The following is a 13,283-nucleotide window of genomic DNA, read 5'->3' as shown; positions in this document are numbered from 1 at the left end:
TCGCTATACTTTGCTTAGCTGAACCACATGAGTCAATAAGACTTAATAATTAGCAAATAAAAAACTAATTCCTACTAAAACCCAGCAATGACCACATTGCCTCTGTACGAAGTTGATCTTCTTCCCTTTAGAAAGCCACCAAACACCAAATCAAAATTAATTTTTGATACTTCAATATTTAAAATGGACGCAGCCATCAAAAGAGTAAGTTGATGAATCAAAGTTGCATATTGTTTTCACTATACTTTCCCTACACTCTTCATATTCGCTTGCTGTGAAATTCGCTTAGGTGTCGGGCCCTTCGGTAAGCATGGAATGGTAAATGCCTCGTTGATGTTACCTGCTGATGGCACTGGTATCTTGTTCCCATCTTCGTCTTTTCTGAAGCGAGCTACTCGGCGAACACTGACTTTGTTTCCCACAACAGGTATACCTAAATGCATATTCCAGCCTTTGAATATTGCTGACAATTTACAAAGCAATGAGTAAGAGCTGGATTCAGTAACTAGCGATTGAAGGTAATTGCGAACTTGGTATTCGATATCGTCTTCTGACTCAAGCCCTAGTGATGAAATTATCCGCATGAGGTAGGTTTCTGGATCTAAAGGCAATGTTTCATTTTGTGGGTAATCTTTCAGCTTTTGTTTTATTAGGCAGTGAGCAAATGCGTAGATTGCCTCTGATGCTTGGCTTTCAAGTTTATGCCGTTTTACTGCTTGTGCTACAAAGTCGACAGACAGCGCAAGTTCTTCATTTTCTTCTACGTAAGCTAGAATTTCAGCGGGTTGGAAAGAAGTCCCTTGAGTCCCTCTGAACGCATAAGGGTTAGAGGTAATCTCGAAGGCTTTCGAGAGCATCGCTACGCGAGATAGCACGTTGGCGTTTACCTTAACGCCTGCCATCTCCAGAACCTGCGATCTTGAGCGCATGTTCCCTACATCTATATGAGCAAAAGACAATTCATCGGTAACTCCATAGGTTATCGGTGCAATGAAGCCTACACCTGCTTCATATGATGCTTCCAGGCGATGATGACCATTTAGTATCTCTCCATCATCAGAGATGATGATGGGCTCACCTGTTAAGCACCATTGACCATTTCTCATATCTTCAGCGTATTTTTTTACCTTCGCCTTACTAAGCTTTCGATTTTTATTTTTTGTGTTTATAGCCCCTCTTTGGGAAAACTTCAGCATATCTCTAGCGAGCTGAGGAGTAATGTAGATAACGAGGTGCTTTAACGTTGTTTTGACTGCTCTAATTCCTGAGTAATAACGAGCTTTGGATTTGAATATATCGTCGATTTGCTTTGAGGCTAGAACCGTAGTTGCTGTCTTTAATAGTTGTTTAGAACTAGCTAGGTAACTGGTACTTTCTTTTTCTTCATATCGTTCGACTAAGCTATCAACGATGGATGATTCTAAAGCTTCATCTGATATCTCATTTAAGTTATCTGCATGCTTATTTGTCATATGGCGATTCTCTGTATTACGGCTTGAAGTGTGATATGGGGAGCTATGTACTCACCAATACTTAAATCTCATTATTGATCCGACATAGCTGTCGAATCAAATTTTAATTTTGATTTAGACTTCGCTTGGTGTATAAACGGATGAAAAGACTTGAAACTTTCAGAAAAAAAAATCAGTGGAATGTTGATGTCATCAAGAGGTCGGAGTTTGAAAACGCTGATCACAACGATGCCAATAGTAGAAATTAGTACTTATTTCTCTATTGATAGGCTTCTACCTGAGTTGAAATGGGTTGCAGACGCGGCTGTTAACTCGACAAATGTTGAAAAGGTTTTGGCAATCCAGACTGACCTTGAGAGGCTCGTATCTAATGATTCTATCAGTGCGCCATTAACACTAACGTTTGCAGTTATGGGGAAGCCTAACTTTAAAGGTTCTTCTAATCTAAACTCATCGCTGAGATATAACTCTTCAGACACTTACATAGTTGGGAATGTCTTGGGGGCTGTCGCTATTTGCAAGATTTTGGGGCTTAGAACGTTTTTATTTAGTTCAAGGCTTAGCGTCAAAGAAGCGAACGCCAAGAGTGAGCTTAGGCAACGGTTAGCGATGGAAAGCGTAGAAGTTCGAGTGGTCTTTGATGATCAACGAGGACTTAGTAGTGCTGATATCATTGAATTATTTAAACAAAGTCGTACTTTCGATTCTTCAATGAGTTTACCTCATATTGCGGATTCTCAAGGTGTAATATCTGATAAAAGCTATCCACTGAGCCCCTTTATTGAGGAGCTGATAACTAGAACTGGCATGGAGTTATATGGCGGTGTTAACTTTAACGCAAAGCATGTAAAAGTCTCAGAGCGTTATATTGCTACAGAGTACGTTCTGTTTAAGATGATCGTCGGGGCTGTCGCTGGTGTTGGAACGCAAGAATACAGCAAAATGTCGAAAGATATTACTCTAAACTCTGGGGAAAAAATCACCTCTGTACTCTTGGACGGCTACATCGATTTTATTGCCGCTTTCTTGCAAGCTTGGCTGGCCCCCCTGAGAGAGGACTTTACTGGTAATCGCTCCGGTTATCATTTATCACCACAGGTTTGGCAGGCTTTAGGGTTAACAATACATCAACTAGTGTCTGATGGTGCTTCATGTGAAGACCTAAAAATCGCTGGTGAGGTGTTAGGTCAATTAAACTACAGAAAAAACGCTAAACATTGGTCTAATTGCTCCGTTATGGAGTTAGATTCAAAGGGGCGAATTTATAAGAATTCAGCAGCGTCGACTCGTCAGTTTAGAGTTGGGTTATTTGAGTATTTTTGTGCTGTACTGAATGTTAAGAAATAGCGGTTGATCTAGTATCTCATATGTACAAATCACAATTTATTCGTGATTGTTTATTTAACTGTTTCCAGACCTGATTTTTTCACAAACTGTCTAGCTTAGGGGTTAAAGTACTAATGAAAATTTTATATTTTGATACCTTTAGCCTTTTCTATTCACAGCAGTACATGGAAAACAACCCCAGTGTTTCAGAAGCTTACGAAGGGTGGCGCAATAAATCTCCCACCAATTTACTAAAAGCTGTTAGACCTGACCTTGCAGGAATAGATAAACTTCGTAGAGCTGCTATTGAATCTGGGTTTAAACTTTACCCTTTAGGCACTAGATATACCCGTTCTTTATTTATTGTAAATAGGCTCTTTGATGAAAGGGAACTAGCACCAGATAAAATCTTGAGTATACGAATGGGAGACAATGATCCAATTAGAAGAATGTTAGCTCACTCTCAAGAACTAGAAGCAACTTGGTATGTGTGTGGTGATGCTGCTTCTGAGATTTTATCAGCTTCCCCTAAGCGCTACTTAACATCAATTTTTGGTTTAGGGGTTACAGATGAGTTGATAGCCAAAATCTATGCATTGAAAGCTGTTTAGTGTACTAACTCATATTCGGTTTGCTGGTATAAGTCTGTTTGTATTGTCACTAATAAATTACTTAAATTGTTGGTTCTACTAATACTTCTCTAACTTTCATACTTATATAGTACTTTTTAAGTGAAAGTAGCTGATTGCGGATACAGTGAGAAAGTATCCTGATCTAAAATGGTTTATGGGATGTGTTGCTGACTCTCTTAATGAGTTAACTATTTAAGATGTGAGCTATTACTATGTTAATGACTGTTCAGATTGGGAAGTACTAAAGTACTGTGCTCACCAAAGTACTATCTTGAATATTGAACATACTACAATGTTTGTGTGTGACGTCTTCATATTACTATTGAACGAGTATCGAGGAAGAAAAATAATTTAAGCACACAATTAACTGTGAGTTGGACAAAAGCGCGTTAGAGTTGACGATCAAAGTCGACTGCTTCGGATAAGATGAATTTATAATAATTACTGAGTGAGCTTTCTGAATGCATCTTCTATCTTCTGATTGTTAATTTTATTTTTTCGCCGACCTTGCGCTTGGTTAGCTTTTTCAATTTCAAATTCTTTCAATTTGAAATATTCGTATGTGTACTTACCCTTATCACTATTAGTAGGGAAGAGGTACTTAACTAGGCGAACACGTCCTTTTTGAACACAGTTTCTCTCTAAATGCCTATGCACTTTATCCAGATTTGGATGTATGAACTTGTAATAACGACTTTTAAATATATTACTCGGCAAATTCACTATATCATCAACCAAAAAACTTAGATCCTCATTCTTAATATGCATATTGCATTTTTTACAAGATACACTTAGATTCTTCATCGTAAACATATGCTTTACACGGGCACTTTTAGGGAGAATATGTTCAATATCCAGTACCATATTAAATTCTTCTTTAGTATCACGTTGGCAATAGCAACATAAATCGTAAGTATCTATCCTTTTATGATCTTTAATCTTACGTTTTATTCTATCAAGTTTTTTATCCTTCCAGCCATTATGACCTGCTGCCGATGCAGCTTGCATTTTTTTAATTTCATCAGCTGTAAAAGTTAGCTTAGCCACTATGCACCTCTTAATTTTTTAATTATTGCATAAACGCCATCTACGAACTCTTCCTGTTTTATGTCATAGGATCTGCTCTTGTACTGTTTAAGTTTTTCAAACGCTTCGCTTTTAGATATAACACCCCATTCCACATTGTTAATGATGTCTATACATCGCTCAGATAGAGCATTGTTCTCAGGAGTTACAATACCAAACTGATCTATGTATGCATCTTCAATATTTTTTGTGTCTGATCGTATTTTCCTAAACTCATTACCATCATGACGAAACACTTCAACGAACTTTTCATTAACTGCACCAGCAATAAGCATTGGTGAATGAGTTGCGATATGGCACTCAAAGTCTTGATAAGGGAATAGATTTTTAACATTTCCTATATATTGACGCTGCCAATCAGGATGCAGGCTATTTTCAGGTTCATCAATCAAAATGATAGTGTTCTGCTCTAAATTCGCCGCAATAAAAAATGTTGTAGATATTAAAGATAGTTGTCCAGAACTCATTTTCTCAATAGGAAGAATCAGCTCTTTATTGTGTATATATAATTCTGTTGAACGTAATAACTTGTAATGTTTTAGCAACTTTTCGTGTTTGATTAAGTCTGCAAGAACTTCACCAGATAGACCGTGCTCAAAACGACTGTAGTTGCTAATCCATTGTATTTCTTCACGATATCCATCATAAAATTGGCGGAGCTGATAACATAAAGTTGTTACAAGTTCTTTCTCTCTAACATTTTTAAATTCGATACTATCTATGCTATCATCAAAATTCCCTTCAAAACCTTTAACTTTCAACCCAATTTGTGGTTTGAGGTTCGTATATTCTAGAATACTGAGTAAAGTATTTAATCGTAAAAATCCATTTTTATCATTTAATTTTGCTATTGATGACTTGACGGCCTGTTTTGCTAATGATCGACCTAATCTAGGCCCCATGTAGTAATAAGGTTTATCAGTGCGTCGTCTGGGGAATTTGTCATTCAAAGATGTTGCAATAGCAATCACTGGTTGCCCAGCATAAATCGATTTTTGTGCGATTTCTGCAAGTTTACGACTCTTACCTGCACCATTTTCACCTACATATATATTAATATTTTGCATAAAGTAAATATATAAACAATACAAAAGATGACTATTATACCTAATTTGATAATTTAGGATTAGATCTTATGCACAATTCTTTCGATAGTCGGCCTATCAGGTAGACTGAAAGAGTAAAAAGCTACCGACTTGATAAACACGTTGCTTGCATTTTCCTAAGCTCACATATCTCAAATTTACATTAAAAGTCAATGAATGAATAATTACGTTAACTTACAATGGGAAAAATACGTTAGTGATCCTACTAAATTAGCATTTAAAGTATTGCAAAACCTCTAATTGAATGACCATATTAATTATACCTCTGCAGATGAACTTCTATAATCGCCCATAAGAACAACCACCACCCCAAAAGGCGGTGGTTTAGGGGTTACAATAAAACCTCCGAAAGGATCTTTATTCTGAGGTTTTCGCTAACTCAGCAAGTCGATTTTCGTGCGCAGAGTTAACATTGTCAGTACTTTTTCCCTGTTGTACTGTATCAATGACGATAGCCTCTCTTGGCTTATTAACTTGCTTGTCAGATTTTGGCTTGTTTTCAGTATTAGTAAGAGCTTCGGTTGTCTTTTGTGTATCAGCAACGATGGAGTCAAAAAACGGTAAAGGACTTTTTAGGCTGTACATTCCCCAAACAAAGAATAATAACGCTAGTAGGACTATTGCTGTTGACACATAAACTCGTCGTTCTTTCGCTTTAGATTCAACCAGAGATAGTGAATTACATTCCCTTATTCCATTAAGCTCTCCATCACCTATATAGTAGGTATATCTATCAACCATTTCATTCAACTGAGTTCGCGCCAGCTCAGCGTTTGATACTATTTCTTTGCGTATCCAATGAATATTTAATAATCCTCCCAGAATGAAAATGGTAGATAAAGCGGCAATTTCAAAGTTAAACACGTTCTCTACTTTTCCTTTGTCTATACCTGTAAAAACAATAATCGTGAAAAAGTAAGAGAGTGTAAGTATTAGTACGTTTCTTGCCGAAGAGATACTGTCAGAAATCTTATCGCCAATTTTAGCTGTTGTTTCGTAAAGAAAGTCAGATAGTTTTGATGTTACTTCTACATATTGCTCAAAATTGTCAGTTATATAGACCTTATAGTTCGACTCCAAAATATCAAACACATAGCGTTTAAACGAGTCCCGAACATACTGATGCTGCGCGATTACGTGATTTATAATGCTAACTCGCGTTGGATGTCGTTCGTCGCAGTAACCCCACAAGTACATGTCGTAAATCACTTGCCCATAGCTATGATAAAACTCAATTTCTTCGTTCGCTAAGTCTAGTGTTTTGTCTCCATCGAATACGAAACTTAGCCTATCTAACGCACATTTTCGACACAACACAGCAAGTGATGCCAAAGTTCGAAGCTTAAGTATGTAGTCAAATAACAAACTGTCACTGAAAAACTTGGTATTGAGGTCACTCAAATATTCTACGTAGCAACTTTCGATATCAATTACGTCATTTAGTGCACGTGTCTTGTTCGATAAGATATGGCTGTCACCACATGTGAACAAAATATCTGATATATCTTTGTCAAAATTTACGTGCCTGATACTGTCATAACTGTTCTTCAAAGTGGCTAGAATGAACTTAAATTGAAGCGTCATTTTTTTCGACGCCAGATACGCTATGAAGTGTTCACTTGAGTAGATTTGCAAAACACGATTTGGGTTATCTTTTGTTGCAACAAGCTTTACTGATACGTTGGATCTATCGAGTTCAATTTGAAAGATCTCCGTAGTGCACGCCTCGACATTCGCAAGTGAATAAGCATCAAGGGTAAAAGAATCTTCTTCTTCGCCAACATGAAAGACTGTCACATTACAGTTGGCTGAGTGATTTTTTGCACCCAGCACAATATCGGAAAAGCTAATAAAGTGACGAACCCAATCTTGTTCATCTAATGTTAACGTACAAGAAAAAGTATTCTCATCTTCAAAATATTGAACGGGCATCTTAATCGAGTTCTTTTCTATTGAATCGTCCGCGCGGAGAGTTGTTTTCAATCATTATGTAGTCTTTATCATTATGAGTGACTTCATAGATGATATCGTTAGTACTGCCTTGAATAATCAGGGTAACACCCGCATTCACGGTAATGGTCTCTTTGATCTTCTTCTTAATATACGTTTTGTCAATTTCAAATGAACCGTCAAACTCTCTCGTGTTTTTCGCTTCACGTAGATTCGAAACAAAGTCTTCAACCGTAAATCCTTCGGTCAAAGGGGTGTATGCGTCAATAGTCTCATCGATGAACTCATCAAAATTGAAAACTTCCTTAGTGTTGAAGTAAGAATTGACACAGTCTTTTAAGCCAAAATAGTCGGCTTCAGATACTTTTTTTACTTTACTACGAAGCAAGCGACCAACTAAGTCAAAAACTTCCTTAGTATTGGTTTCGTTGTTGCGCTGCGGTGTTGCATCTAAGAAATCGGTATGCCAAAAAAACGAAATAGCACCATTTTTGTCCGTTAAGTAAATAGCATCTTGAAAAGATTCATCCTGATTGATGTTCACCAAACAAGATTTCAAAATCGCTTTATCTTCAGGTAGGCCTGATTTAAGTTTATATGTTTTCTCTTCAAAATACTTTTTAAAGTCAAGTTTCGTAAGCAGGTAGCAATGCCGTTGGTCTGTTTTTAGTTTTGCGATGATAAATGAACCATCCGATGTTTTGAAACGAGATTTTTCCTCTGCTTCATAAAGGTGATCGGCAATATTGGTTGAGTGTAAATCAGGATCACCCAAGAGCGAGCTAAGTTCTGACTCCACATAAGCTTCCTCATTAAAAGTGTAAGCTCGAGAAGAGTTACTATTCATCGTCTCCTGAGAAAGTTTGATAAGAAACGATAGTAAGTCGGCGTTTTGAGATAAATCGATATCACTTTTTTTATAGCCTACCCCATGCTCCAAGTCGTATATACGCAACGTCTCAATTGGGTTTTCTTGGGGTGTTTCTGACTCGGTAGTTGATACCACAATATCTTCACTCATAAATCAATGTCCTAATAGCTTTTGTTAGAATTTAACAGAATGTGATATCTAAAACATCGCAAATCTATGCACTTAGTGATATAGCTATTGTTTTTATATGGGGGTCGTAAGTTTCATCTAGATGACTTTCAACCTGAATTGCTTGACGGGATACTATCTGCAAACGCTGACTAGATTCACAGCTAGCACTACTATCTAAATGGATAACTTTTAGTAGGGTAAATGAACTTCAACAAGAGCGTGAATGAGTGTTTACTCTACCTTAAATCGGGGCAAAGATGAGCCAGAGTTCGGTTGGCAGGCGTTGTGCCAATTGTAAGTAATCTATAGATAAAATTCATAGCTTCTGCTCCTTCACGCTAGAACGTGGAAGTTGTTACGTTGAAACAGCTTGAGATATAGAGTTTTCCGGCCAAAAACAGATGACTAAATGGGTAGCTAAATTATTAGATCGCTCATTTGGGTAAGAATTGGTAAATCATTTACCAATTCTTACCCAAATGCAGATCTAGAAGAACTCATTAGTTTAGTGAAGAGTGTCTACCCTATGTTTTATTGGGGCACTGTCGCTCTAGAAAGTGCCGAGTGAAACGGTTCTGGACAAATCCGAGTTATGACGCTTAGGGTATTCTGATTTTTCGGATTACTTCTAGTATCGACAATCATGCAAACTACCTTTAATAGCAGGTCAAATTCTCGCATCCACTATATGCACCTCTAAATCAAGTAACTCTCTTAAAAAACGTAACTGTCTAATCTTAAGCTAAAAATTATTTATAACGAGATCGTGAACTAGTTGTTTGCATATGCTGACTGTATAATACGTATTCAATATCATATAGAAGGCTATCTGCAAATGAACAAAGTAACTCCGCCACCTATGCCTAGTATCAACAAAGGAGAGACTGCTGTACGTTATCCAAATAATGCATATTGGCAGCCACTAGATGAAGCGACTTATTTAAGAACGAAACATCTTCAAGAACTAAGTGAGGACGACAAGACCGCCCTGAAAAACAACAAAAGCGGACTTTCTAGCCACCTTCAGAAATCACTTCAATTACCGAATTTAGCATTCTTTGCTGGTAGTGGTACGTCTCTCGGAAAACCAAAGGGACCTAGAATGTGGGACCTTTGGACGAAATCTATGTTTGTTGATGGCATTGATAATGAATTGGGTGAGAACAAAAAGCAATTGACAACCGAAGCTGAAAAAATATGTGAAAAGGTCAGATATAACGAACTGAATGAACCGAATATCGAGCATTTCTTATCAGCCTGCGATGCATATCAGGTTGTGTTTAATGACTGCGATGTCCAAGATTTCATAAGCCAAGTTAAATCTAACGTACTAAGCCAATGTTCTGACTTTTTAGAGTTACCTGATAGTGATATATCAGCATATACCGAATTACTTAGAAAACTAGCTAAGCGTCGTATCCGTGACCCACGATTAAAGATCTTCACTACCAATTACGATATGTGTTTTGAAAATGCTTCTGCTGAACTTGGTATGATGGTGGTTGATGGTTTTTCATACACTAGAAAGAGAAGGTTTGATGGTCGATATTTCAACTACGATGTAGTTGACCGAAACAAAGACGAACAGAACTTCATACAAGGAGTAATCCAACTATTCAAACTGCATGGTTCAGTAAGTTGGGAACGTAAAAATAACAATATCTTTGAATCACTAAAACCGTCTCCTGAAACAGCTTGCCTCGTTTATCCAGCAAAGGGAAAATACCAGCAAGCTTTCATCCAGCCACACCTCGAACTACTGTCTAGATTCCTAGAATATCTGCGCCTACCGAACAGTTGCCTCGTTGTTAGCGGTTTCGGTTTCAATGATGACCATTTATCCGAACCTATTCTTGCCGCAGTTAAATCTAATCCAAGCTTCAAGCTTATCGTCTCTGACTTTGCTGCTTGTGACCATATTCACTCTGATAATAATTATTGGAATCAATTGTCACAACTTGCTTTGAATGGAGCAGACGTAACGTTCATAAACTCGACATTCGACGACATGGTTAGTCTGATACCTAATCTAGTCGCTCTAAACCCAGCTGAACAACTCGCAGAATCAATTTTTGCCTTCAACAAAGGACAAAAAGTAGATGAATGAAACCACCATGAAAATTCTTGATGCTTCTTTATGTATAGGTTTGGTCTCAGGCGTTAGCTCTAGTGGGATATCGGTAAATTTATCTCATGCTGGTTTAAAATCAGCCTCCTATCATCAAGGCGGTAGGTACGGGAGAGGAGAAGTAGGCGAGATAGTCCTCATTGAAGGACAAACAACACTTACTATTGCAAAGATCGTTGACATAAGGCTTCCAGAAAAAGAAAGAACAACATTACAACCTCAACCAAATAGGCCAGACTCTATTGACGCTATAGCTTATCTTCAGATTTTAGGATCTGTAGATATTAGAACACTAGGGGTTACGGCAGGTGTTACTAGCTATCCACGCATTGGTGATACCGTCTATTCAGCCACTTCTGAGTTTTTATCTGTACTCCCACAGCTAACTGATTGTGATTACCTGAGCCTAAGCGAAGAAAGAATTTCTATCGATATTGGGAGTGTATCTGACTCAAGTTTAGATAGTGTTAGAATCACACCTGAGAAATTATTTGGCAGGCATTGTGCAATCTTAGGCTCAACTGGTGGTGGTAAAAGTTGGACTACAGCCAGACTCATTCAAGAATGCGCCAAATTTAAAAATGCAAAGCTCATAGTGCTTGATGCTACTGGAGAATATAGAAGTCTCCCAAATAGCTACACCACTCACATGCATCTAGGAGAGCCGATTAATAAGCATATTGATTCGAAGCCGTTTTTAATCCCTCCTACAGATTTCGAAGAATCAGACTTTCTTACTCTTTTCGAACCATCAGGTAAAGTTCAAGGACCGAAGCTTAGAGCCGCTATTAGAAGTTTACGGTTAGCGAGTTTAGCTCCAGAAGTGGCAGATAATGGAGTTATTAGGAAAATTGGAGCCTCAAAAGACCGTTACAGAGCGGCGCTGCAAAAAAACAATAATGCGGTTCTTGTGGATAAACCATCTCAACCTTTTGATGTTCATAAATTAGTTGGTCAGATAAGGCAGGAATGCCACTATGTTAACGGCAATGATGGATGGGGGAATGAAAATCAAAACGAAGTTTCTTACTGTTCTTCCCTTTTTACTCGTATATTAGGAGTAATACATTCCAAGTCTTTTAATTCCGTATTCAGCAAAGAAAAGCACCCATCTTTAGAAAGTACGATCAACACGTTTTTAGAATCTGATAAAAAAGTCCTGAGATTATGTATGAGTAGCACTAGCTATGAATTCAATGCAAGACAGATTTTAGCGAACGTAATCGGTAGAAAGATGCTTTCTTTTGCTCGACAGTTAAAGTTTAGCAAAAGACCTATCCTAGTAGTGGTCGATGAAGCTCACAATTTTTTAGGTAAACGAGTTGGATTCGATGAATATAGTATCAAGTTGGATTCTTTTGAAATTGTTGCGAAGGAAGGGCGAAAGTACGGGTTGAATATCTGCCTTACTACCCAGAGACCTAGAGATATCACTGAGGGAGTTCTTAGTCAGATGGGTACACTGCTAGTTCATAGGCTTACAAATAGTAATGACCGAGAGATTATAGAAAGAGCATGTGGTGAAGTTGATAAATCCATTATTTCTTTCTTACCAAATCTTAAACAAGGTGAATTGACAGTCGTTGGGGTGGACTTCCCTATTCCTTTGACAGTTCAAGTACATAAACCTTCACCAAAACCACTCTCAGATAGCCCTAGCTATCAAAAGCTTTGGTGATGTGACCCTCGAAGATATGCACTGGAATAATTGTCTATGAATGATAGGAGTCAAAGTGAACAAACTCGAAATTGCACCTCACATGCTTTACCGTGCCGCAAAGTCTTACGTTCAAGCCGAAGACGATTTTGACTACATCCAAGCAATTTTACTTGCTGGATCTGCAATGTACATTTGTGAGCCTTTGTTGAAGGAACAAGGGAAGAAGTCGCAAGCAATATTGAGAGCAGAGCGAGTAACCAAACTACGTGAAGCAAAGTCTAAGATGGTTAACAATAAGCTGGAAATTGAGTGGGGCGCAAAACCAATAACAAATAAAGAGAAGAGAGAAATTCGGAAGTTTGTCAGAGAGGAAGATAGAAAAGTATACAATTCCCTAAAACATGCGGGATTCTTTTCTCAAGGTAATGTTGTTAAGAAAGCAAGTGACGATCTTGATATGGTCGATGTTTTGGGTGATAACCTTGATTTTCGTAGCGCAGCAGAAGAAATAATCATCGACGCAATACAAGATTATAAGACTCTAGATTTTAACGGAGGCTTTAAACCGTACGATTTACCAATCGAGATCCGTCGTGTGATCAATTGTATCTTTTTAGAGGATGCCTTCGAAGAAGCATAAAGGGATGGGGATGACCATCGAAGTAATGGTTAGACTTATAAATCTGACTGCGAGGTGTCGTTCCTTAATGAACTGCTTTCCATGCTCGACACATAGAAATACTTAACATGACAATCATTCGAATAACTTTTGGTAGGGCAAGTCACCGTGAACAGAATGTGAATGAGCTTTTAATCTAAACAACTTTGGGGCGTGCGACGTGAAGTCGTATGAAGCGCTGTTCACCGCTAAACGAGTGAAT

The 13,283-nt window shown here is 37.9% G+C and carries 10 protein-coding genes; 5 read left to right on the top strand and 5 right to left on the bottom strand.

Annotated elements, in window-relative coordinates:
• Positions 1 to 239: 239 nt before the first annotated feature.
• Positions 240 to 1,472: a chromosome partitioning protein ParB gene (locus ACED48_RS15625; RefSeq protein ID WP_017056097.1), complete on the bottom strand. Its 1,233-nt coding sequence runs from the start codon at positions 1,470 to 1,472 to the stop codon at positions 240 to 242.
• Positions 1,473 to 1,622: 150 nt separating this feature from the next.
• On the opposite strand from ACED48_RS15625, the gene ACED48_RS15620 reads away from it, so the two are divergent.
• Positions 1,623 to 2,819, top strand: a complete 1,197-nt coding sequence (locus tag ACED48_RS15620) for a hypothetical protein (RefSeq protein ID WP_029626947.1) — start codon at positions 1,623 to 1,625, stop codon at positions 2,817 to 2,819.
• Positions 2,820 to 2,932: 113 nt separating this feature from the next.
• Positions 2,933 to 3,409, top strand: a complete 477-nt coding sequence (locus tag ACED48_RS15615; RefSeq protein ID WP_017056095.1) for a hypothetical protein — start codon at positions 2,933 to 2,935, stop codon at positions 3,407 to 3,409.
• 462 nt (positions 3,410 to 3,871) lie between these two features.
• Here the strand turns inward: ACED48_RS15615 and ACED48_RS15610 are convergent, their stop codons facing one another.
• The 4 genes from ACED48_RS15610 to ACED48_RS15595 form a co-directional block, all read right to left on the bottom strand.
• Entirely contained in the window at positions 3,872 to 4,477 is a 606-nt protein-coding gene (locus ACED48_RS15610) for a hypothetical protein (protein ID WP_017056094.1), read from the bottom strand.
• On the bottom strand, positions 4,477 to 5,583 hold the full coding sequence (locus ACED48_RS15605; RefSeq protein ID WP_017056093.1) for an AAA family ATPase: 1,107 nt from the start codon (positions 5,581 to 5,583) through the stop codon (positions 4,477 to 4,479). The genes ACED48_RS15610 and ACED48_RS15605 overlap by 1 nt, the downstream gene beginning before the upstream one ends.
• Positions 5,584 to 5,979: 396 nt before the next feature.
• Positions 5,980 to 7,554, bottom strand: coding sequence for a hypothetical protein (locus ACED48_RS15600; protein WP_017056092.1), 1,575 nt, complete (start codon positions 7,552 to 7,554; stop codon positions 5,980 to 5,982).
• A 1-nt stretch (position 7,555) separates the two neighbouring features.
• Complete coding sequence (locus ACED48_RS15595; RefSeq protein ID WP_017056091.1) at positions 7,556 to 8,593, bottom strand: nucleoid-associated protein; 1,038 nt, start codon at positions 8,591 to 8,593, stop codon at positions 7,556 to 7,558.
• An 856-nt stretch (positions 8,594 to 9,449) separates the two neighbouring features.
• Here ACED48_RS15595 and ACED48_RS15590 point away from each other — a divergent pair.
• Genes ACED48_RS15590 through ACED48_RS15580 form a run of 3 tightly spaced genes read left to right on the top strand, consistent with a single transcriptional unit; the run spans position 9,450 to position 13,042 of the window.
• Positions 9,450 to 10,721, top strand: coding sequence for an SIR2 family protein (locus tag ACED48_RS15590; RefSeq protein WP_017056090.1), 1,272 nt, complete (start codon positions 9,450 to 9,452; stop codon positions 10,719 to 10,721).
• Complete coding sequence (locus ACED48_RS15585; protein ID WP_017056089.1) at positions 10,714 to 12,420, top strand: ATP-binding protein; 1,707 nt, start codon at positions 10,714 to 10,716, stop codon at positions 12,418 to 12,420. Before ACED48_RS15590 ends, ACED48_RS15585 begins: the two co-directional genes overlap by 8 nt.
• A gap of 55 nt (positions 12,421 to 12,475) precedes the next feature.
• Positions 12,476 to 13,042, top strand: coding sequence for a hypothetical protein (locus tag ACED48_RS15580; RefSeq protein WP_017056088.1), 567 nt, complete (start codon positions 12,476 to 12,478; stop codon positions 13,040 to 13,042).
• Positions 13,043 to 13,283 lie beyond the last annotated feature (241 nt).

This window comes from Vibrio sp. 5S239 (assembly GCF_041439575.1).
Classification (GTDB): domain Bacteria; phylum Pseudomonadota; class Gammaproteobacteria; order Enterobacterales; family Vibrionaceae; genus Vibrio; species Vibrio kanaloae.
This window is presented reverse-complemented; position numbering and strand designations above follow the sequence as displayed.

What these genes read in the sequence shown, in the direction of transcription:
- ACED48_RS15595 (WP_017056091.1), bottom strand. Translation starts at nt 8,593, where the DNA reads ATGAGTGAAGATATTGTGGTATCAACTACCGAGTCAGAAACACCCCAA.
- ACED48_RS15590 (WP_017056090.1), top strand. Translation starts at nt 9,450, where the DNA reads ATGAACAAAGTAACTCCGCCACCTATGCCTAGTATCAACAAAGGAGAG.
- ACED48_RS15585 (WP_017056089.1), top strand. Translation starts at nt 10,714, where the DNA reads ATGAATGAAACCACCATGAAAATTCTTGATGCTTCTTTATGTATAGGT.
- ACED48_RS15605 (WP_017056093.1), bottom strand. Translation starts at nt 5,583, where the DNA reads ATGCAAAATATTAATATATATGTAGGTGAAAATGGTGCAGGTAAGAGT.
- ACED48_RS15600 (WP_017056092.1), bottom strand. Translation starts at nt 7,554, where the DNA reads ATGCCCGTTCAATATTTTGAAGATGAGAATACTTTTTCTTGTACGTTA.
- ACED48_RS15615 (WP_017056095.1), top strand. Translation starts at nt 2,933, where the DNA reads ATGAAAATTTTATATTTTGATACCTTTAGCCTTTTCTATTCACAGCAG.
- ACED48_RS15625 (WP_017056097.1), bottom strand. Translation starts at nt 1,472, where the DNA reads ATGACAAATAAGCATGCAGATAACTTAAATGAGATATCAGATGAAGCT.